A 19,726-nucleotide genomic window follows, 5' to 3' on the forward strand; every position below is an offset into this window, starting at 1 on the left:
TCGACGTGATGCTGCCCGGCATGGACGGCTGGACGGTGATCGAGCGGCTGAAGGCCGACGTCGCCACTCGCGACATCCCCGTGCACGTGCTCTCCGCCTTCGACGAGGCCGGGCGCAGCCGCGAACTCGGCGCCATCGGCTTCCTCGCCAAGCCGGTGAGCCGCGAGGCGCTGGAGGACGCCTTCGAGCACCTGCTGCACGTCGCCGAAGGCCGCCCCCGCCGCGTGCTGGCGGTGGACGACGACGCGGCCGCGCGCAGCGCGGTGCGCACCCTGCTGCAACGCGACGGCGTGGCGATCGACGAGGCCGGCTCCGCCGAGGAAGCGCTCGCCCGGCTCGGCGACAAGGCCTACGACTGCATGGTGCTCGACCTCGGCCTGCCTGGCATGTCCGGCATGGACCTGCTCGACCGCCTCGCCGGCGAAGGCGCCAGCATTCCGCCGGTGGTGGTGTACTCCGGCCGCGAGCTGAGCCGCGAGGAGAACCTGCGCCTGCGCCAGTACACCGACAGCATCGTGCTCAAGGGCGCGCGCTCGCCCGACCGCCTGCTCGACGAGGTGAGCCTGTTCCTGCACAGCGTGCGCCAGAGCGGCGGCGAGGCCCCCGCCCGCCCCGCCGCGGACGGCGAGCTGCACGGCCGCCGCCTGCTGCTGGTGGACGACGACATGCGCAACCTGTTCGCGCTCTCCAGGGTGCTGCGCGGCTGGGGCGTGCAGGTGGAGATGGCGCAGGACGGCCCCAAGGCGCTGCAGCGGCTGGCCGAGGACGATGGCTTCGAGCTGGTGCTGATGGACATCATGATGCCGGGCATGGACGGCTACGAGGCGATCCGCGCCATCCGCGCGCAGCCGCGCCTCGAACGGCTGCCGGTGATCGCGCTCACCGCCAAGGCGATGCGCGGCGACCGCGAGAAATGCCTGGAGGCCGGCGCCAGCGATTACCTGTCCAAGCCGGTGGACACGGACAAGCTCGCCTCCATGATCCGCGTGTGGCTGCGCCGCTGAGATGAGCAGCGTGCGGCCCGCCGAGGACGCGGCGCTCGACGACATCGAGCTGGAGCTGTTCGTGCGCGCCATGCAGCGCCGCCACGGCTACGACTTCGGCCAGTACGCGCGCGCCTCGCTGAAGCGGCGCGTGAAGCGCCTCGCCGCGCAACTCGACTGCGCCACCGTCACCGCGCTCACCGACCGCGCGCTGCACGAGGCGGCGCTGCTGCCGCGGCTGCTGGAAGGCCTGTCGGTGCCGGTGTCCGACCTGTTCCGCGACCCGCCGGTGTTCCGCGCGCTGCGCGAGCAGGTGCTGCCCACGCTCGCCTCGCACCCGCGCATCAACATCTGGCAGGCCGGCTGCGCACACGGCGAGGAGGCGTACTCGCTCGCCATCCTGCTGGAGGAGGCGGGGCTGTACGAGCGCAGCCAGATCTACGCCACCGACATCAGCGTGAACGCGCTGGAGAAGGCGCGCGAGGGCATCTACCCGGCGCGCGAGGCGCAGCAGTGGTCGCGCAACTACCTCGCCGCGGGCGGGCGCCGTTCGCTGGCGGACTACTACAGCGCCCGCTACGGCCTGATCAAGCTGGACCGGCGGCTGCGCCGGCACATCACCTTCGCCCAGCACAACCTGGCCTCCGACACGGTGTTCTGCGAGGCGCACCTGGTGCTGTGCCGGAACGTGTTGATCTATTTCTCCAACCCCTTGCAGGATCGCTGCCTGGCGCTGTTTCGCGACTCGCTGGTGCGCGGCGGCTTCCTCTGCCTGGGGCTGCGCGAGCGGCTGGACTTCGCCCCGGTCGCCGGCGACTTCGCCGCGCTGGACCCGGCGCTGCGCCTCTACCGCCTGGCCGGCCCGGCGGCGGGCGCGCCGGCATGAACGCGCCCGCCGCCACCGTGCCGGCTGCGATCGTGCCGGCGGCCATCGTCGTGGGCTGCTCCACCGGCGGGCTGGACGCGCTGCGCACCCTGCTCGGCGGCCTCGACCCGCGCCTGCCGCAGGCGGTGGTGGTGTGCAGCCATACCGCCGCGGAAACCGCCGAGCTGCTATGCGGGCTGCTGACCCACGTCGCGCCCCTGCCGGTGGCGGAGGCCGCCGAGCGCCAGAGCGTGCGCGGCGGCGTGATCCACGTGGCGCCGAGCGGCTACCATCTGCTGGTGGAACGCGACGGACGCTTTGCCCTTTCGGTCGACCCGCGCGTGCAGCACGCGCGGCCCTCCATCGACGTGCTGTTCGAATCGGCCGCCGAGACCTGGGGCGCGGCGCTGGTCGGCGTGATCCTCACCGGCGCCAACGCCGACGGCGCCGAGGGCCTGCGCGCCGTCCGCCGCGCCGGCGGCGTCGCCGTCGTGCAGGCGCCCGAAGACGCCCAGGCCGCCGCCATGCCGCTGGCCGCGCTCGACCTCGCCGGCGCCGACCACTGCCTGCCGCTGCCGGCCATCGCGCCGCTGCTCAACCGACTGTGCCTGCCATGACCGCCCAGCCCAAGATCCTCGTCGTCGACGACACCCGCGCCAACCTCGTCGCCATGCGGCGCCTGCTCGCCGACTGCGGCGCCGAACTGGTCGAGGCCGGCAGCGGCAACGAAGCGCTGTCGCTGTGTCTGGACCACCGCTTCGCGCTGATCCTGCTCGACGTGAACATGCCCGGCATGGACGGCTTCGAGGTCGCCAGCCTGCTCGGCGAGACCGAGCAGCTCAAGGACACCCCGGTCATCTTCGTCACCGCCGCCTACGGCGACGACCTCAACCGCCTCAAGGGCTACCGCTCCGGCGCGGTGGACTACATCGCCAAGCCGATCAACGACACCATCCTCACCGCCAAGGTGCGCGTGTTCCTCGACCTCTACAACGCCCGCATGCAGCTGCAGCAGGCGCTGGACGAGCTGGCCGAGCGCAACCGCCAGCTGCAGGCCGAGGTGGCCGAACGCCTGCGCGCGGAAGAGCAGGTGCGCCACCAGGCCACCCACGACATGCTCACCGGCCTGCCCAACCGCATGCTGTTCCACGAGCGCCTGCAGGCGGCCCTGCTGCGCGGCGCCCGCCACGCGCACGGCTTCGCGCTGGCGCTGCTGGACATCGACGGCTTCAAGGCGGTGAACGACACCCACGGCCACCCCACCGGCGACGCGCTGCTGCAGGCCATCGCCGCGCGCCTGCGCCAGCAGGTGCGCGGCAACGATACCGTGGCGCGGCTGGGCGGCGACGAATTCGCGCTGATCCTGGAGGACATCGACGAGCTGCCGCCGCTGCTCGAACGCTGCCGCAAGCTTTGCGCCGTACTGGGCGAACCCTATGCGCTGCGCGGGCCGCAGGGCGACGTGCTGGTGCATGTCGGCGCCAGCCTCGGCCTCGCCCCCTGCCGCGACGGCGCAACGGGCGACGAGGCCCTGATCCGCGCCGCCGACCGCGCGCTCTACCAGGCCAAGGCCGAGGGCAAGGGCCGCTGCGTGCTGGCCGCCTAGGCGGCTCGCCCCCCGTGTGGAGCGCGCCTCGCGTGCGACGCCGCGGCGCAGACGCTCCGCGAAGCCCTTGCCGCCCGCCGCAAGAGCGGTCGCGCGCAAAGGCGCGCTCCTAACATTCAGACGGCAACGAACAAGGGCAGCACGAACAACATCGCGCCGAGCACGAACAGCGCGGTCAGCGCGTGCACCAGCAGGGTGTTGTAGCGCAGGAAGACGCACTGCTCGACCGTGCGCCCGGCCCAGAACACCGCCATGCCGCCGAGCAGCGCATGGCCGAGCCGCGTATGCAGCAGCTCGCCCGGCAGCAGGAAGCACAGCGCGGCCACGCCGAGGAACACGTAGATCAGGCGCAGGTTGAGGATCTGCGTCACCGCGCGCGTGGCGCGGCCGGTGCGTTCGAGCGCGGCGGGCCAGTCGAACAGCTTCCAGAACGCCAGATGGAAGATGGCGAAACCCAGGCTGTGCAGGCCGCACAGGAAAACCAGGGTTTCGCCGTCCATCGGAGGCGCGCGGGCGCTCAGGCCGCGTCGGCGAACTTCGCTTTCTCGCCGCGCACGTGCGCCGCGCGCAGCTCGGCCGGGTCGAAGTCGTCCACCGAGATGAACTCGAACACGCCCTCGCGCACGCGCTTGAGCAGCGCGCCCTCGGCGGCGTCGAGCACGCCGGCCTGCACCGCCTCGTCCACCTGGCCGTTGTAGTCGTGCGCCTTGAGCTGGCCGCTCTTCTGCGCCTTGAGGAACTTGCGCTCCACCGGCTCGGCGGCGATCACCTCGGGCAGCAGCGCGTTCATGCGGCCGATGGTGTTGTTGGCCGTGGGGCTCAGGTACACCCACTCGGTGAGGCGCTCGCGTGCCTCGTTGGGCGCGGTGAGCAGCGCGGCCACGCGGCGGCCCAGGCGGTCGGACGGCGGCACCTCGCGGCGGCCGAACGGGAACACCAGCGCACGCAGCAGCCAGGCCACCGGCCGCACCGGGAAGTTGCGGATGGCGCCGTCCAGCGCGTTCTGCGTGAGCCACATGCACTGGTGGAAGCCCCAGGCCAGGAACGGGCGGTCCGCCTCCGGCCGGTCGGTGTCCTCGTAGCGCTTGAGCATGCTGCTTGCAATGTAGAGGTAGCTCAGCACGTCGCCCAGGCGCGCGGAGAGCTTTTCCTTGAACTTCAGCTTGCCGCCCAGCACGCCCATGAACACGTCCGCGCACAGCGCCAGCGCGGCCGAGTAGCGGTCGAGCTTGCGGTAGTAGCGGCGCGTGTAGTCGTCGCCGGCGGTGGCGCCGAGGCGGGAACCGGTGAGGCCCAGCGTGAACGAACGCACCGCGTTGGAAAGGCCGAAGCCGACATGCCCGAACAGCGCGCGGTCGAAGGCGGTGAGGCGCTCGCCGTAGTCGGCGATGGACAGCGCCTGCATCTCCTTGAGCACGAACGGATGGCAGCGGATCGCGCCCTGGCCGAAGATCATCAGGCTGCGCGTCATGATGTTCGCGCCTTCCACGGTGATCGCGATCGGCACGCTGGCCCAGCCGCGGCCGGCGTAGTTCTTCGGGCCGAGCTGCACCGCCTTGCCGCCGTGCACGTCCATGGTGTCGCCCGCCACCTGCCGCGCCCACTCGGTGGCGTGGTACTTGGCGATGGCCGATGGCACGGCCGGCTTCTCGCCGCGGTCCACCGCCGCCGCGGTGGCGCGCGACAGCGCCGCGCTCGCGTAGGTGAGCCCGCCGATGCGCGCCAGCGCCTCCTCCACGCCCTCGAAGCGGGCGATGGCGAGGCCGAACTGCTTGCGCATGCGCGCGTACACGCCGGTGGCCGCGGCCGAGGCGCGCATCGCGCCGGTGGCGTTGGAAGGCAACGAGATGGCGCGGCCCACCGAGAGGCACTCCACCAGCATGCGCCAGCCGTGGCCGGCCATGTGCGGGCCGCCGATCAGGGTGCTGAGCGGCGCGAACACGTCCTTGCCGCGGATGGGGCCGTTCTGGAACGGGATGTTGAGCGGGAAGTGGCGGCGGCCGATCTCCAGCCCCGGGGTCGAGCGCGGCAGCAGCGCCAGGGTGATGCCGAGGTCTTCCTTGTCGCCAAGCAGGTGCTCGGGGTCGTACAGGCGGAAGGCCAGGCCCACCACCGTGGCGATCGGCGCCAGCGTGATGTAGCGCTTGTCGAAGCTGAGCTTCATGCCCAGCGTCTCCACGCCGTCCACCACCTGCCTGCACACGATGCCGAAGTCGGTGATCGAGGTGGCGTCCGAGCCCGCGTAGGGGCCGGTGAGCGCGAAGCAGGGAATCTCCTCGCCCACCGCCAGGCGCGGCAGGTAGTAGTTCTTCTGCTCGTCGCTGCCGTAGTGCAGCAGCAGCTCGGCCGGGCCCAGCGAGTTGGGCACCGCCACGGTGGAGGCCACGGTGGCGGACATCGAGGCGAGCTTCTGCAGCACCGCCGAATGCGCCAGCGCGGAGAAGCCCAGGCCGCCGTACTGCCTGGGGATGATCATGCCGAAGAACTTGTGCTTCTTGACGAACTCCCACACCTCCGGCGGCAGGTCGGCCAGCTCGTGGGTGATCTGCCAGTCGTCGATCATGGCGCACAGCTGCTCCACCGGGCCGTCCATGAAGGCCTGCTCCTCCACGCTCAGCACCGGCCTGGGCTGCGCGAGCAACTCGCTCCAGTCCGGCTTGCCGGAGAACAGCTGGCCCTCGAAGCCCACCGTGCCGGCCTCGAGCGCGGTCTGCTCGGTCTCCGACAGCTTGGGCGTGACCTTGGCGAAGAGCTTGAGCAGCGGCGCACTGATCTTCCTGCGCCGGAAACCCGTCATCAGCAGCGGCACCGCGATCGCCAGTTCCACGATCAGCACGATCACCGTGGTCGCCGGCGCCCGCGCGAGCAGGCCCACGACCAGGGTGGCCACGGGGGCGACGATGGCCCAGGTGCGCAGGCCCGTACGGTGGTACGCGCAGGCACCGGAGGCGATGAGCGCCGCCAGCAGGGTCAGTAGTACGGACATCTCAGCACCTCGTTGCGGTTTGCATGGCCGCGGCGTCGGCCTCGACGCCGCCGGACTCGAGACTGGCGAGGAACCTTGCGATCTCGCGCGTGAATGCGTCGTTCGCATCCCCCGCCAGCATGTGGGTGGCGCCGGGGACCTCCACGTGCCGCGCATGCGGCACCAGCGCCAGGAATTCGTTCACGGTGGCGTGGGACACCACGTCGCTGCGCTCGCCGGAAAGCAGCAGCACCGGCTCCTCGACCTGCGCGGCGGCGGCGAGCAGGCGCGGCTGGTGGCGCTCGCTCTCGTGCGCCACGCCGGCCAGCATGGCCGGGTCCCAGTGCCAGCGCAGGCGGCCATCCGCGCCTTCGCGCAGCAGTGGGCGCAACTGGTCCTCGCGCTTGCGCTCGCGCCGCTGCGGCAGGTAGGCGGCGATCTGCCCGGCGGCCTCGGCGTAGTCGGCGAAGCCGTCCGGGTGCGCCTGCATGAAGGCGAGGATGCGCTCCACCCCGGCGCTCTCCCAGCGCGGCGTGATGTCCACCAGCACCAGCGCGCGGAACGGCGAGGGCCGCACCTCGCCCGCCACCACCAGGCCGAGCAGGCCGCCCATCGAGGCGCCGACCAGGATCGGCGGCTCCGGCTGCGCGCGGGCCAGCCGCAGGAGATCGTCGGCGAACTGCTCCAGGTGGTAGTCGCCGCCGGGCACCCGGCCGCTTTCGCCGTGGCCGCGGCTGTCGAAGCTCACGCAGCGGTAGCCCTGCGCCGCCAGCGTGGCGGCGGCGCCGTTCCACGCCCCGCGCGTCTGGCCGAAGCCGTGCGCGAACAGCAGCGTCGGCCGGCCCTGCGGCCGGCGCGTCTCCACCGCCAGGCGCAGGCCGTCGGCGGCCTCGAAGGCATGCAGCGCGGGAAGGGTATCGACATAAACCATACGCATGAGTATGGGCATCGCCTCCGGTGGCGTCAACTTGCACTGCAACGTGGCCGGATGGCCTAGGCCGGATGCGGTGGATTCGCGCAGACGACGGCCCTCGCATTGCAAGTGGGCCGACTGGGGCTACCATGCGCGCATGAATGCCGCCAGCAAACCCGAACGCACCCGCCTCACCGCCGAGGACTGGGAAAACGCCGCCCTTACCCTGATCGCCGAGCAAGGCGTCGGCGCCCTCGCCGTCGAAGCGCTCGCGCGCCGGCTCGGCGTCACCAAGGGCAGCTTCTACTGGCACTTCCGCACCCGCGAGGCGCTGCTGCAGGCGGCGCTTGAGCGCTGGGAGCAGTACGGCGAGCGCGAGGTGATCGCCCGCATCGGCGCCATCGAGGACCCGCGCGTGCGCCTGCCCGAGCTGTTCCGCCGCGCCGCGCACGAGGTGCAGCCGCACCGCGTCTACGCCGCCCTATTGCAGGCGCTGGACAATCCGCTGGTGGTGCCGGTGATGGCGCGCGTGTCGCAGCGGCGCACCGAGTTCCTCAGCAACGCCTATCGCGAGGCCGGCCTGCCCGCCTCCGACGCACTGAACCGCGCCCGCCTCACCTACGCCGCCTACGTCGGCTTCCTCCAGCTCAACTTCAGCCTCGGCCTGCCGCGCATGAGCCACGAGGAGTTCGATGCCTACGTGGAGCACATGATCGCCACGCTGGTGCCCGCCTGAAGCGGCACCCCGCGTCGAGACGGCTTTCCCCACGGCGCTTCGGCGCCGTTTTGCTGCACCCTTCCTTGCGCATACCAGTTTTCGCAAGCTAGCGTCCCATCGAACTTTTCCATCAAGACCTCACGAGGGATGCGATGACCGGGAAGCTGGCGGCGCTCGAGCGTTGGGTGAACGAGGCGGCGGCCCTGGCGCGGCCGGCGCGGGTCCACTGGTGCGATGGCTCGGACGCGGAATACCGCGAGCTGGTGCGGCAGATGCTCGCCAGCGGCGAGTTGCTCGGACTCAATCCCGACACCCATCCCGGCTGCTACCTGCACCGCTCGCATCCTTCCGACGTGGCGCGCGTGGAGCACCTCACCTACGTGTGCACCCGCGAGCGCGACGACGCCGGCCCCAACAACCACTGGCTGCCCCCGGCCGAGGCGCACGCCAAGATGGACGCGCTGTTCGACGGCTGCATGGCCGGCCGCACGATGTACGTGGTGCCCTACTGCATGGGGCCGATCGACTCGCCGCTCGCGCGCTGCGGCGTGGAGCTCACCGACAGCCCCTACGTGGTCGCCAACATGCGGATCATGACCCGCATGGGCGAAGCCGCGCTGGCACGCATCGGCCGCGAGGGCCGCTTCGTCAAGGGCCTGCACTCGATCGGCGAGCTCGACCCGGAGCGGCGCTTCATCATGCACTTCCCCGAGGAGCTTTCGATCAAGTCCTACGGCTCCGGCTACGGCGGCAACGCCCTGCTCGGCAAGAAGTGCCACGCGCTGCGCATCGCCAGCTGGCAGGCCCGGGCCGAGGGCTGGCTGGCCGAGCACATGCTGATCGTGGGCATCGAGACGCCGCGCGGCGACACGCACTACATCGCCGCCGCCTTCCCTTCCGCCTGCGGCAAGACCAACCTCGCCATGCTGATCCCGCCGGAGGGCTACCGCCGCGACGGCTGGAAGGTGTGGACGGTGGGCGACGACATCTGCTGGATGCGCCCCGGCGCGGACGGGCGGCTGTACGCGATCAACCCCGAGGCCGGCTTCTTCGGCGTGGCACCGGGCACCAGCGCGGCCAGCAACCCGAACGCGCTGGCCACCGTCGCGCACGACGCGATCTTTACCAACGTGGCGCTCACCGCCGACGGCCGGCCGTGGTGGGACGGCCTGCCCGGCGCGCCCGCGTTCGACTGGCAGGGCCGGCCCTACGATCCGGCCAACGGCCCGGCGGCGCACCCCAACTCGCGCTTCACAGTGAGCGCGCGGCAATGCCCGACCTGGTCGCCACACGCGGAGGACGCGCTCGGCGTGCCGCTCAGCGCGATCGTCTTCGGCGGCCGCCGGCCCGCGCTGCTGCCGCTGGTGATGGAGGCGCGCGACTGGACCCACGGCGTGCTGATGGGCGCGGCGATGGGCTCGGAGACCACCGCCGCCGCCACCGGCGCGGTCGGCGTGCTGCGCCGCGACCCGATGGCGATGAAGCCTTTCTGCGGCTACCACTACGGCGACTACTTCGCGCACTGGCTGTCCTTCGACCAGCCCGGCGCGAAGCTGCCCAAGGTGTTCCACGTCAACTGGTTCCGCAAGGACGCCGAGGGCAAGTACCTGTGGCCCGGCTTCGGCGACAACCTGCGCGTGCTGGAGTGGATGATCGCCCGCGTCGAGGGCCGCCTGCGCGGCCGCGAGACACCCGTGGGCATCCTGCCCGCCGCGGACGAGCTCAAGCTCGACGGCCTCGATCTCCCGCCCGCCGCGCGCCACGAACTGCTCGCGCTGGACATCCCCGGCTGGCGCGCCGAGCTCGCCGCCATCGGCCAGGACCTCGAAGCCTACGCGCCGCGCCTGCCCGACCGGCTGCGCCGCGAGCAGCAGCGCATCGCCGCCGCGCTGGCGGCGGCCGCGGCGGCACAGGCGGCCTGATCCTTCTTTCCACTGCGCGCGCGACCGGAGGGGCCGCGCGCGTTCAAACCCTTGCGGCGCCCGGCGCATCGAAGCTGGCAAGATGAGCGCCGCCTGCCTCGCCACCGGAACCACCATGCCGACCGCGCCCAGCGCGCCGTCCAGCGACACCGACGATGTGCGCGCCGCCGCGGCCGGCGACCGCATCGCGTTCCAGCGGCTGTACCGGCAACATGTGGACCGCATCTACGGCGCCGTGCTGCGCCTGGCCGGCTACGACCACGCGCGCGCCGAGGACCTCACCCAGGACGCCTTCGTGCGCGCCTGGCAGAAGCTCGGCGAGTTCCGCCACGAGAGCGCGTTCGGTACCTGGCTGTACCGGCTGGCGGTGAACGTGGCGCTGATGGACATCCGTTCGCGCGGCGCCGACCCGGTGCGCTTCGTCGACGAGGAGGCGTTGCCCGAACACGGCGAGACGCCCTTCTGCGCCGCCGAGCGGGAAGAACTCGAGCGCGCGATCGGCCGCCTGCCGCCGCGCGCCCGCGCCGTGCTCGTGCTGCACGACGTCGAAGGCTGGCGCCACGAGGAGATCGGCGCGGAGCTGGCGATGGCGGTGGGCACGTCCAAGGCGCAGCTGCACCGCGCGCGCGGCCTGCTGCGCAAGCTTCTGGGAGAACCCTCATGAACGAATTCGAATGGCGCCGCCCACTGCAGGACCTGCGCCGGCCGGTCAGCCCGCGCCCCGAGCTGTGGACGCGGATCGACGCCGCGCTGGATACGCCGCGCGCTGCCGCCGCGCCGGCGCGCGCTTCACGCCGGCAGGCCTGGCTGGCCGCCGCCGGCTTCGCGGGCCTCAGCCTGCTCGCCGTCGGCCTCGGCCTGCTGCAGCCGCGCCACGGCGCCGAGCTCGCCAGTTCCGCCCCCGGCGCCGGCCATCGGCCCTGGAAGCCCGACGACCCGCGCCTGGCCGGCGCCGCCGTCGAGCTGGACGCGGCCCGCATGGAACTGCAGCAGGCGCTGCGCCATTCGCCCGACGCGGCCGTGCTGCAGCGCCTGCTCGAACGCACCGACCGCCAGCAATCGCAACTGCGCCGCCTCGACCAGGCCGGCTGAACCCAAGCGCTGAACCCAGGCCACGACCATGAAAACCTCCCGCTGTCTCCCGCTCCTGCTCAGCCTGTGCATCGGCCAGGCCCTGGCCGATACGCCGATCAACCTGCGCCACGACGCCGCGCCCGACGTGCGCATCGCCGTCGGCAACATCAAGGGCGCGGTGTCCATCACCGCCTGGGACCGCCGCGAGGTGCAGGTGACCGGCCGCCTCGGCGACGGCGCCAAGCCGCTGGCGATCACCGGCAGCAACGACGAGCTCACCGTGAAGGTGGAGCCGCAGGGCCGTTCCGGCTGGCTGGGCTGGGGCAGCGACAATGCGATGGGGCCGTCGGTGCTCGAGTTGCACGTACCCAAGGGCGCCTCGCTCGACGTCAACGTGGTCAGCGCCCAGCTCGGCATCGACGGCCTGGACGGCGGCGACATCGACGTCAACGCGGTCAGCGGCAAGGTGCGCATCAACGCGCGCACGCCCTCGCTGTCGGCGCAGAGCGTGAGCGGCAGCATCGAGCTGGCCGGCCATGCGCGCCGCGCCGAGCTGGAGACGGTCAGCGGCGACATCCTCGCACCCACCCTGGGCGACGAGGCGTCGCTGCAGACGGTATCCGGCCGCGTCCAGGCCACCGGCGGGCCGTGGCGCAAGCTCGATCTCAGCACGGTGTCCGGCGACGTGCAGATCAACGGCGGCACCGCCGCCAACGGCAGCCTCAGCGTCGACAGCATGAGCGGCGACGTGCAGCTGCAGCTGCCGGCCAATGTCTCGGCGGCGATCGAGGCGAGCAGCTTCAGCGGCGACCTGCGCAGCGACTTCGGCGAAGTCAGCCGCCACGAGCATGGCCCAGGCAGCGAACTGAAAGCCAACGTGGGCGGCGGCAGCGGCCGCATCCACATCGAGACGTTCAGCGGCGATCTGCGGATTCGCAAGAAAGGGAATGGGGAATAGCGAATCGGGAATGGTAGCGCGCCACCAGCGCGCTGCTTTGCCTGTTCGCTATTCCCGATTCACCATTCCCGGGACCTCAAAGGTCCTGGTGATACTGCACGTACGGCGTGCGCGACTGGTCCGGCTCCGGGCCCGACGGCGTGTTGACCGAGCCGCCCGAGGACCACAGGTTCTGCGCGCCGATGCTGAGCGAGCCCTGCCATGGCAGGCGCCAGGTCACGCCCAGGTCGATGCTGTTCCAGCGCCGGTCCGCGTTGAGCCCGCCCGGCAGCGTGGGCTGCATGGTGCGGCCCACGATGGCGCCGCTCAGCGGGCCGTGGTCGATGCCGAAGCTCAGGGCCTTCTGGTCCAGCGAGGTCAGGCCGAGCGCGTTGCCCGGCAGCAGACGGATGCGGCCCACGCTGGCACCGAGGTCGATGCCGCTGCGCCCGTCCAGGGCCAGCCGGCCGCGCGCGTTGAGCTGCGTGCTGCTGTCGAAATCGGCCAGGCCGTTGGGACCCGGCGCCGCACCCGGCAATACGCGCGGCAGCGTCGGCGAACGCGGCGTGCTGTTGGCGCCGACGCTGAGGCCCAGGCTGTAGCGGCCCGTATCGTAGGTGGCGCCGACTTCGCTGCCGAAGACGCGCGTCCCGTGACCGTCGACCCAGGAGTGCTGATTGACCTGCGCATGCATCTGCAGGCGCGGATCGGAACCGTCGTACTGCACGCCGGAGGAGAACACTTCCGGCCCGTTGACCACCGGGAAAGCCAGCGGCGTGCCCGTCTGCGGGAGGCCGTCCGCGGGCTGGCGCGTGGCGGTCAGGTCGAGGCGGCTGCCGTCGGCCCCGCGCCACAGCGGCGTCGCGGTGCCGGAGCCGGCCGGCTGCCCGGCCGCCTGCGCGCGCAGGCGCTCGGCCTGCGTCTGCGCGTCGCCGCCGCCCAACGCCTGCCCTGCCGCGGCGAGCGGCATGAGCAAAGTCAGCAATGGCAACAAACGACGCATGAGTTGGAATGGCCTCCCCGGCCCGCTGGAGCCGGCCGCTGTGCGCGGCCAGGCAAACGGATTATAAGCCGTTTCACTTTAATCTAACAACCGGCCATCCCCTCGGCCGAAGGTGACGCCATCCGCAGTATCCGCTGCCGATACGACCGCTTTGATGACAAAGGGTTCCCGTCGCGACCCTCCACCGCCCGGCCGCGCAAGCTATATTCACCCGCATAGTGCATGGAATCCTGGTCGAACCGATGAGTTCCGCCCCACCTGCCCAGCCGTTCGCGCCCCCACGGGCGGAACGGGAGCGCGTGCCGCCATACCGGGCGGTGGAGCAGTTGCAGGCGGCGCCGGACGCCGCCAGCGTGATGGAAGTGTGCGAGTCGGTGGTGGCCGACTGCGGCATCGCCGGCCGCCTGTTCTGGCGCCTGTCCGAGGACGGCGCGAGCGCGACGGCGCACGAACTGGACCTGGCGGAAGACCCGCAGGGCCTGCGTACGCTGACCCTGGCCGTCGCCGGCGGGCCGCTCACCGACGCCCAGCACGAGCAGCTCGGCTGGTTCGGGCGCCTGGCCGCCGGCCGGCTGCGCCAGCTGGCCGAGACCACCCGCCTGTACGAGGCGATCTCCCGCCTGGCCCTCGCCGAGCGCCTGCAGCGCGCGCTCTACGCCATTGCCGAGCAGGCCGGCACCGAGCGCAACCTGGTCGACATGATGCGTTCGCTGCACGGCATCGTCGGCAGCCTGATGTATGCGGAGAACTTCTACATCGCGCTGTACGACGAGGCCGCCGACGCGGTGCGCTTTCCCTACTACATCGACACCGCCGACAAGGACCCGCCCCGGCCCGACCAGAGCACCCCGCTGCGCGAGCTGTGGCAAAGCCTGACCTGGCACCTGTTCAAGGGCGGCAAGCCGCTGATGGGCTCGATCGACGAACTGGCCCGCCAGCTGCAGGGACGCCTCGCCCCGGTCGGCCCCGCCTGCGAGCACTGGCTGGGCGTGCCGCTGGTGCGCAACGGGCGCGTGATGGGCGGCATCGTGGTGCAGAGCTATCGCGCCGACACGCACTACACGCAACAGGACAGCGAGCTGCTCGCCTACGTGGCCCAGCACGTGCAGACCGCCTTCGAGCGGCGCGAGGCACACGTGGAACTGGAGCGGCGCGTGGCCGACCGCACCACCGCCCTGCGCGAGGCCAACCGCGTGCTGCGCCAGCAGGTGCTGCAGCGCCAGCGCGGCGAGCGGCTGCAGGCGGCCCTGTTCCGCATCGCCGAACTGGCCAGCACCTCGGAGAGCCTGGACAACTTCTACGCCGCCGTGCACCGGATCATCGGCGGCCTGCTGTACGCGCGCAATCTCTACATCGCGCTGCTGGACGAGGACACCCAGCAGCTCAGCTTCCCCTACTCCATCGACGAGGTCGACAGCGTGCGGCCCGCGCGCAAGCACGGCCGCGGCGCCACCGAGTACGTGCTGCGCCATGGCAAGCCGCTGCTGGCCGACCCGCAGGAGATCGACCGCCTGGTCGCGCTCGGCGAGATCAGCCGCTTCGGCCCGCGCTCGGTGTGCTGGCTGGGCGTGCCGCTGGTGCTGGGCGAACGCGTGATGGGCGTGCTGGCGGTGCAGAGCTACACGCCCGAGCATACCTACACCGAGCGCGACCAGGAGCTGCTCACCTTCGTCGGCTACCACGTCGCCAACGCCCTGCAGCGCCGGCACAACGCCGAGGCGCTGAAGCTGGCCTATTCCAGCCTGGAGCGTCGCGTGGCCGAGCGCACCCGCGCGCTGGCGCTGGCCAACCGCGACCTGCGCGAACAGATCGCCGAGCGCGAGCGCGTGGAGCGCCGGCTCAAGTACGAGACCCTGCACGACTCGCTCACCGGCCTGCCCAACCGCACCTTGCTGCTGCAGCGGCTCGAGCAGGCGCTGCAGCGCTACCTCGCCAATCCGCAGGAGCTGTTCGCGGTGCTGTTCATCGACCTCGACCGCTTCAAGGTGATCAACGACTCGGTCGGCCACCTGGTCGGCGACGACCTGCTGTTCCAGGTCGGCGGTCGCATCCGCGCCTGCCTGAAGACCCGCGACGTGGTGGCGCGCCTGGGTGGCGACGAGTTCGCCGTGCTGCTGGAAAGCATCCGCGACACCGGCAAGGCGATGCAGATCGCCGAGCGCATCATCGACGAGCTGCAGGCGCCGTTCCGCCTCGGCGCGAAGGAGGTGTTCACCTCCGCCTCGATCGGCATCACCCTCGCCAGCCCGCACTACCAGAAGCCCGACGAGCTGCTGCGCGACGCCGACGCGGCGATGTACAACGCCAAGTACGAAGGCCGCCACCGCGCCGCGCTGTTCGACGACCGCCTGCGCCGCGAGGCGCTGTCGCTGCTGGAGATGGAGGGCGACCTGCGCCGCGGCCTCGCCCGCGCCGAGTTCGAGCCGTTCTACCAGCCGATCGTCACCCTCGCCGACGGCCGCACCGTGGGCTACGAGGCACTGCTGCGCTGGCACCATCCCGAGCGCGGCCTGCTCAAGCCCAACGACTTCCTGCTGGTGGCGGAAGAGAACGGTTGCGCGGAGGCGATCGACTGGCAGATCTTCGAGCAGGTCTGCGCGCAGGCCGCACTGCTGGCGGGCATCCACGGCTTCGTGAGCATCAACGTCTCCGGCCGCCACTTCCGCTCGGCGGACACCGACGAGCGCCTGCTGGACCTGATGCGCCGCCACGGCGTGCCGGCCCGCAGCATCCGCATCGAAGTCACCGAGCACACGCTGCTGGACAACCCCGCGCAGGTGAAGCGGATGCTGGAGAACCTGCGCCGCCACGGCGTGTACATCGCGCTGGACGACTTCGGCACCGGCTACTCCTCGCTGAGCTACCTGCACCAGTACCCGCTGGAGACGCTGAAGATCGACCGCTCCTTCGTCACCGGCCTGCCGCGCGAGGGCGACAGCCACGGCACGGCGGTGGTGCGCGCGATCCAGGTGCTGGCCGACTCGCTGCAGATGAAGGTGATCGCCGAGGGCATCGAGGACGAGGCGCAACGCCAGACGTTGCTCGGCCTGGGGTGCCGCTACGGGCAGGGGTTCCTGTTCGCCGAGCCGCGGCCGGCCAGTGCGTGGTTGCCGGACGTGACGGCGCAGCCGGTGTAAAGCCACTCGGCGGCCGAGGGGTGGAGCCCCTCGCGCCGCCGCCGCGTCACTGCGCCGTCGTCGACGTCTCCGCGCCCGCCGTGGCGCTCAGCAGGTGCTCCGCATCGATGCGATCGAAGGTATAGCGCTGCGCGCAGAACTCGCAGATCACCTCGATCTCGTCGTCGCGCGCCGCCAGCGCCGCCTCCACTTCTTCGCGGCCCAGCGCGCGCAGCATCGCCTCCACGCGCCCGCGCGTGCAGCTGCAGCCGAAGGCCAACGGGCGCGGTTCGAACAGGCGCACCGATTCCTCGTGGTAGAGCCGGTACAGCAGTTGCTCCGGCGCGGTGGCGAGCAGTTCCTCCGCGCCCAGCGTGGCGGTGAGGTGCAGCACGCGCGACCAGGCGTCCTCGTCCTGCACCGCCTCGTGGCCGCCCTCGCCGGGCAGGCGCTGCAACATCAGGCCGACTGCCTGCTCGCCGTCGGCGGCGAGCAGGATGCGCGCGGGCAGCTGCTCGGACTGGCTGAAGTAGTTCTCCAGCGCGCCCGACAGCTCCGGATAGCCGAGATCGACGAGGCCCTGGTAGCGCTGGCCGCGCTCGGCGCTGCCGATGGTGATCGCCATGACCGCGCCGGGCTGCGCGTTCAGCGCGAGGCCATCCTCCAAACCGCCCTCCCAGCGCGCCAGGCCGCGCAGGCGGCCCTGGTCGGTGCATTCGGCGAACAGCAGGCGCAGCGCGCCGGCGCTCTTCAATTCGATCGACAGCGCGCCTTCGAGCTTGATGTGGCCGGTGAGCAGCGCGCTCGCCGCCAGCGACTGGCCGAGCAGCGCGCGCAGCGGCGCCGGGTAGTCGGCGCGGCCGGCGACTTCGCGCCAGGCCGGCCCAAGGCGCACCAGCACGCCGCGCACGCCGGCCCGCTCGAGCAGGAAACGGTGCAGCACATCGTTGGGAGGAAGCTTGTCCACGGCAAGAGTCTCTCAGGAAGCAAAGGACGGATATGGGGGCGAGGCGGGAGCGGACAATGGCGCGCAGCGCCACGCCGGAGCCGGCGGCCATAGGGTCCCACGGCTCGCATGGGCGGTGCGACGGGGCGTGGCGCGAGCCATGGTTGCCTATACTGCTGCGCATCGTCGAAAGCCGCACCGCCCATGCCCGCGACCTCCCGCGTTCCCCTCCGCCGCCTGCTGCGCCCGCTCGCCATCCTCGTGCTGTCGTGGCTGGCGCTGTCGTGGCTGGCGGTGCTGCTGCTGCGCTTCGTGCCGCCGTGGACCTCGGCGGTGATGATGGAGCGCCGGCTCGGCGCGCTGCTGCACGGCGAACACGATTTCCGGCTGCGCCAGCACTGGGTGCCGTGGTCGCAGGTGTCGCCCTACGTGCCGCTGGCGATGGTGGCCGGCGAGGACCAGAAATTCCCGTTCCACCACGGCTTCGACTTCGGCTCCATCCAGGACGCGATGGACGACGCCGAGGACGGCCACCGCCTGCGTGGTGCCAGCACGATCAGCCAGCAGACCGCCAAGAACCTGTTCCTGTGGAACGGCCGCAGCTTCGTGCGCAAGGGGCTGGAGGCGTACTTCACGGTGCTGATCGAGCTGACCTGGCCGAAGCGGCGCATCCTCGAGGTGTACATGAACATCGCCGAGCTGGGCGACGGCCTCTACGGCGTGGGCGCGGCCAGCGAGGCGTATTTCCGCACCGTGCCGGCACGGCTCGGCCCCGCCGAGGCGGCGCGCCTGGCCGCGGTGCTGCCGAGTCCGCGGCGCCTGCACGCCGACCGCCCCAGCGCCTACGTGCAGCGTCGCGCGGCCTGGATCCAGCAGCAGATGGGCCAGCTCGGCGGCCCCGGCTACCTCGACGGCGGCCAGCCGCCGCGCATGCGGCGCGCGCGCTGAGAACCTGTTCAAAGTCTCTCCCACCTGCACCCTCCCCTGCGTGCAGGAGAGGGTGCAGGGAGGGGTAAACCCTTGCCTCGAGGCCAGACTTCACCCTCTCCCAGCCCCCCCGCAAGCATCCGCAAGCAGGGGAAGGAGCCAAGCCGCGTCAACGGCAAGACTTTGAACAGGCTCTGCCACCTCGCCGCCGCGGCGAGGCTCGGCTAGCATGCCCCGATCGTTTGCACCCGGCGGAGCCATGCCCGAACTCACCGTCGTCGTCCCGGCCTACAACGAAGCGGACGTGCTGGAGACATTCCATCACCGCCTGGCCGCCGTGCTCGACACCCTGCCCCTGCGCTGCGCCGTGCTGTACGTGGACGACGGCAGCCGCGACGCCAGCTGGCCGGTGATCGAAACCCTGCTCGCGCGCGACCCGCGCGCCGGCGCGCTGCGGCTCTCGCGCAACTTCGGCAAGGAGGCGGCGCTCACCGCCGGCCTCGACGCGGTGGAAGAAGGCGCCGCGGTGGTGATCGACGCCGACCTGCAGGACCCGCCGGAGCTGATCCCGGAACTCGTCGCGCAATGGCGCGCCGGCCACGACGTGGTCTACGCCACCCGCCGCGTGCGCGAGGGCGAGAGCCGCTTCAAGCGCTTCACCGCCGCCGCGTTCTACCGCACGATGGAGCGGCTCTCCGACACCGCCGTGCCGCGCGACACCGGCGACTTCCGCCTGCTCTCGCGCCGTGCGCTCGACGCGCTCGGCCAGTTGCGCGAGCGCCAGCGCTTCATGAAGGGCCTGTTCGCCTGGATCGGCTACCGCCAGGTCGCCGTGCACTACCAGCGCGAGCCGCGCCAGGCCGGGCGCACCAAGTGGAACTACTGGCGGCTGACCCAGCTCGCCATCGAGGGCATCACCTCCTTCTCCAACGCGCCGCTCAGGCTGGCGACCTGGGTGGGGCTGGGCGCGGCGTTGCTGGCCTTCGCCTATGGCCTGTGGGTGCTGGGCAAGGCGCTGCTCTACGGCGACCCGGTGCGCGGCTACCCGACGCTGATGGTGGTGATCCTGTTCCTGGGCGGCATGCAGCTGCTGGCGCTGGGCGTGATCGGCGAATACCTAGGCCGCAACTACGCCGAGAGCAAGCAACGGCCGCTGTATTTCGTGGAGGAGCGGCGCCCGCCGCGCTGAGCCGTCCATATTGCGGTGCCGCTACCCGCCCTCCGCACGGCGGCGCTAGACTGCGGCCAGGCGACCCGCCCACGCAGACCGTCCCGGAGGCCGATATGCATCAGGTGAGGCATCTGCTGGAAATCAAAGGCAGCGACTTCTACGCCATCGCGCCGGAAGTGCCGGTGCTGGAGGCGATCAAGCACATGGCCGAACGGCGCGTCGGCGCCCTGCTGGTGATGCGCGGCGAGCAGCTGGTGGGCATGGTTTCCGAGCGCGACTACGCGCGCAAGGTGATCCTGCAGGGCCGCTCCTCGGCGCAGACGCCGGTGGCGGACATCATGAGCAGCCCGGTGCTCACCGTCACCCCCGACACCGACGTGTTCGACTGCATGCGCCTGTGCACCGACAGCCGCATCCGCCACCTGCCGGTGGTGGAGAACCAGCGCGTGGTGGGCATCGTCTCGATCGGCGACCTGGTGAAGGCGGTGATCGACGCGCAGGCCGAGCAGATCGAGCTGCTGCAGCGCTATATCGCCAGCTGACACCACGCGCCTGCATGCGCTTGGGCATGCAGGTGCGC

General features: G+C 71.6%; 18 protein-coding genes. 13 read left to right on the forward strand and 5 right to left on the reverse strand.

The genetic code is table 11. The features are described from left to right. The 4 genes from ACH65_RS07155 to ACH65_RS07170 form a co-directional block, all read left to right on the forward strand. On the forward strand, positions 1 to 1,004 hold a 1,004-nt coding region (locus tag ACH65_RS07155; protein WP_049621900.1), incomplete at its 5' end, for a response regulator. A 1-nt stretch (position 1,005) separates the two neighbouring features. Then, complete coding sequence (locus tag ACH65_RS07160) at positions 1,006 to 1,869, forward strand: CheR family methyltransferase (protein ID WP_049621901.1); 864 nt, start codon at positions 1,006 to 1,008, stop codon at positions 1,867 to 1,869. Next, positions 1,866 to 2,465 carry a chemotaxis protein CheB gene (locus tag ACH65_RS07165; RefSeq protein ID WP_049621902.1) on the forward strand — a complete coding sequence of 200 codons (600 nt, stop codon included), beginning with the start codon at positions 1,866 to 1,868 and terminating at the stop codon, positions 2,463 to 2,465. Before ACH65_RS07160 ends, ACH65_RS07165 begins: the two co-directional genes overlap by 4 nt. Then, entirely contained in the window at positions 2,462 to 3,454 is a 993-nt protein-coding gene (locus ACH65_RS07170; RefSeq protein WP_049621903.1) for a diguanylate cyclase domain-containing protein, read from the forward strand. The genes ACH65_RS07165 and ACH65_RS07170 overlap by 4 nt, the downstream gene beginning before the upstream one ends. A gap of 116 nt (positions 3,455 to 3,570) precedes the next feature. Here the strand turns inward: ACH65_RS07170 and ACH65_RS07175 are convergent, their stop codons facing one another. From ACH65_RS07175 to ACH65_RS07185, 3 genes are read right to left on the reverse strand one after another with little or no spacing between them, the layout of a single operon-like run. Beyond that, a complete protein-coding gene (locus ACH65_RS07175) occupies positions 3,571 to 3,954 on the reverse strand; it encodes a hypothetical protein (protein WP_049621904.1) in 384 nt (127 codons plus the stop codon). A 17-nt stretch (positions 3,955 to 3,971) separates the two neighbouring features. Further along, positions 3,972 to 6,440: an acyl-CoA dehydrogenase gene (locus ACH65_RS07180; protein ID WP_049621905.1), complete on the reverse strand. Its 2,469-nt coding sequence runs from the start codon at positions 6,438 to 6,440 to the stop codon at positions 3,972 to 3,974. 1 nt (position 6,441) lies between these two features. Then, positions 6,442 to 7,350, reverse strand: a complete 909-nt coding sequence (locus ACH65_RS07185; RefSeq protein WP_049621906.1) for an alpha/beta fold hydrolase — start codon at positions 7,348 to 7,350, stop codon at positions 6,442 to 6,444. A 139-nt stretch (positions 7,351 to 7,489) separates the two neighbouring features. On the opposite strand from ACH65_RS07185, the gene ACH65_RS07190 reads away from it, so the two are divergent. The 5 genes from ACH65_RS07190 (at position 7,490) to ACH65_RS07210 (ending at position 12,004) form a co-directional block, all read left to right on the forward strand. After that, positions 7,490 to 8,068, forward strand: a complete 579-nt coding sequence (locus tag ACH65_RS07190) for a TetR/AcrR family transcriptional regulator (RefSeq protein ID WP_049621907.1) — start codon at positions 7,490 to 7,492, stop codon at positions 8,066 to 8,068. 134 nt (positions 8,069 to 8,202) lie between these two features. Then, the gene (locus ACH65_RS07195) at positions 8,203 to 9,972 is read left to right on the forward strand and encodes a phosphoenolpyruvate carboxykinase (GTP) (protein WP_049621908.1); all 1,770 of its coding nucleotides are present in this window, start codon (positions 8,203 to 8,205) and stop codon (positions 9,970 to 9,972) included. A gap of 115 nt (positions 9,973 to 10,087) precedes the next feature. Continuing rightward, entirely contained in the window at positions 10,088 to 10,636 is a 549-nt protein-coding gene (locus ACH65_RS07200) for an RNA polymerase sigma factor (protein ID WP_049621986.1), read from the forward strand. Then, the gene (locus ACH65_RS07205; protein ID WP_049621909.1) at positions 10,633 to 11,064 is read left to right on the forward strand and encodes a hypothetical protein; all 432 of its coding nucleotides are present in this window, start codon (positions 10,633 to 10,635) and stop codon (positions 11,062 to 11,064) included. The genes ACH65_RS07200 and ACH65_RS07205 overlap by 4 nt, the downstream gene beginning before the upstream one ends. Positions 11,065 to 11,092: 28 nt before the next feature. After that, positions 11,093 to 12,004 carry a DUF4097 family beta strand repeat-containing protein gene (locus ACH65_RS07210; protein WP_049621910.1) on the forward strand — a complete coding sequence of 304 codons (912 nt, stop codon included), beginning with the start codon at positions 11,093 to 11,095 and terminating at the stop codon, positions 12,002 to 12,004. 76 nt (positions 12,005 to 12,080) lie between these two features. Here the strand turns inward: ACH65_RS07210 and ACH65_RS07215 are convergent, their stop codons facing one another. After that, entirely contained in the window at positions 12,081 to 12,953 is an 873-nt protein-coding gene (locus ACH65_RS07215; protein ID WP_336884799.1) for a hypothetical protein, read from the reverse strand. Positions 12,954 to 13,342: 389 nt separating this feature from the next. On the opposite strand from ACH65_RS07215, the gene ACH65_RS07220 reads away from it, so the two are divergent. Further along, positions 13,343 to 16,123 carry a bifunctional diguanylate cyclase/phosphodiesterase gene (locus ACH65_RS07220; protein ID WP_425478272.1) on the forward strand — a complete coding sequence of 927 codons (2,781 nt, stop codon included), beginning with the start codon at positions 13,343 to 13,345 and terminating at the stop codon, positions 16,121 to 16,123. 46 nt (positions 16,124 to 16,169) lie between these two features. Here the strand turns inward: ACH65_RS07220 and hslO are convergent, their stop codons facing one another. Beyond that, on the reverse strand, positions 16,170 to 17,069 hold the full coding sequence (hslO, locus tag ACH65_RS07225; RefSeq protein ID WP_049621913.1) for an Hsp33 family molecular chaperone HslO: 900 nt from the start codon (positions 17,067 to 17,069) through the stop codon (positions 16,170 to 16,172). Positions 17,070 to 17,252: 183 nt separating this feature from the next. Here hslO and mtgA point away from each other — a divergent pair, with 183 nt between their 5' ends. The 3 genes from mtgA (at position 17,253) to ACH65_RS07240 (ending at position 19,688) form a co-directional block, all read left to right on the forward strand. Then, complete coding sequence (mtgA, locus tag ACH65_RS07230; RefSeq protein ID WP_049621914.1) at positions 17,253 to 17,996, forward strand: monofunctional biosynthetic peptidoglycan transglycosylase; 744 nt, start codon at positions 17,253 to 17,255, stop codon at positions 17,994 to 17,996. A gap of 238 nt (positions 17,997 to 18,234) precedes the next feature. Continuing rightward, on the forward strand, positions 18,235 to 19,164 hold the full coding sequence (locus tag ACH65_RS07235) for a glycosyltransferase family 2 protein (RefSeq protein WP_049621915.1): 930 nt from the start codon (positions 18,235 to 18,237) through the stop codon (positions 19,162 to 19,164). A 95-nt stretch (positions 19,165 to 19,259) separates the two neighbouring features. Beyond that, on the forward strand, positions 19,260 to 19,688 hold the full coding sequence (locus ACH65_RS07240; RefSeq protein ID WP_049621916.1) for a CBS domain-containing protein: 429 nt from the start codon (positions 19,260 to 19,262) through the stop codon (positions 19,686 to 19,688). Positions 19,689 to 19,726: the final 38 nt, after the last annotated feature.

Origin of the sequence: Frateuria defendens, from assembly GCF_001182895.1 — a bacterium.
Lineage (GTDB): Bacteria > Pseudomonadota > Gammaproteobacteria > Xanthomonadales > Rhodanobacteraceae > Frateuria_B > Frateuria_B defendens.